This window comes from Cupriavidus sp. GW821-FHT07C08, assembly GCF_059419025.1.
Window position 1 is genome coordinate 1 of record NZ_JBWKQZ010000094.1, and the last position, 620, is coordinate 620.

Annotated in this window: 1 rRNA gene; it reads right to left on the reverse strand. The window is 51.8% G+C overall.

Annotation, left to right across the window (positions count from 1 at the left end):
• A 23S ribosomal RNA gene (locus tag AC07UK_RS38855) occupies window positions 1–620 on the reverse strand; the annotation flags it as partial.

Genomic DNA, 620 nt, shown 5'->3' on the forward strand with positions numbered 1-620 from the left:
CTGTGCGTCCGCAGCTTCGGTATATAGCTTAGCCCCGTTACATCTTCCGCGCAGGACGACTCGATCAGTGAGCTATTACGCTTTCTTTAAAGGGTGGCTGCTTCTAAGCCAACCTCCTGACTGTTTTAGCCTTCCCACTTCGTTTCCCACTTAGCTATATTTGGGGACCTTAGCTGGCGGTCTGGGTTGTTTCCCTCTTGACACCGGACGTTAGCACCCGATGTCTGTCTCCCGTGATTGCACTCTTCGGTATTCGGAGTTTGCTATGGCGGGGTAATCAGCAATAGACCCCCCAACCATGACAGTGCTCTACCCCCGAAGGTGAGACACGAGGCACTACCTAAATAGTTTTCGGAGAGAACCAGCTATTTCCAGATTTGTTTAGCCTTTCACCCCTATCCACAGCTCATCCCCTAACTTTTCAACGTTAGTGGGTTCGGTCCTCCAGTACGTGTTACCGCACCTTCAACCTGGCCATGGATAGATCATCTGGTTTCGGGTCTACACCCAGCGACTCAACGCCCTGTTCGGACTCGCTTTCGCTACGCCTTCCCTAATCGGTTAAGCTTGCCACTGAATGTAAGTCGCTGACCCATTATACAAAAGGTACGCCGTCACCC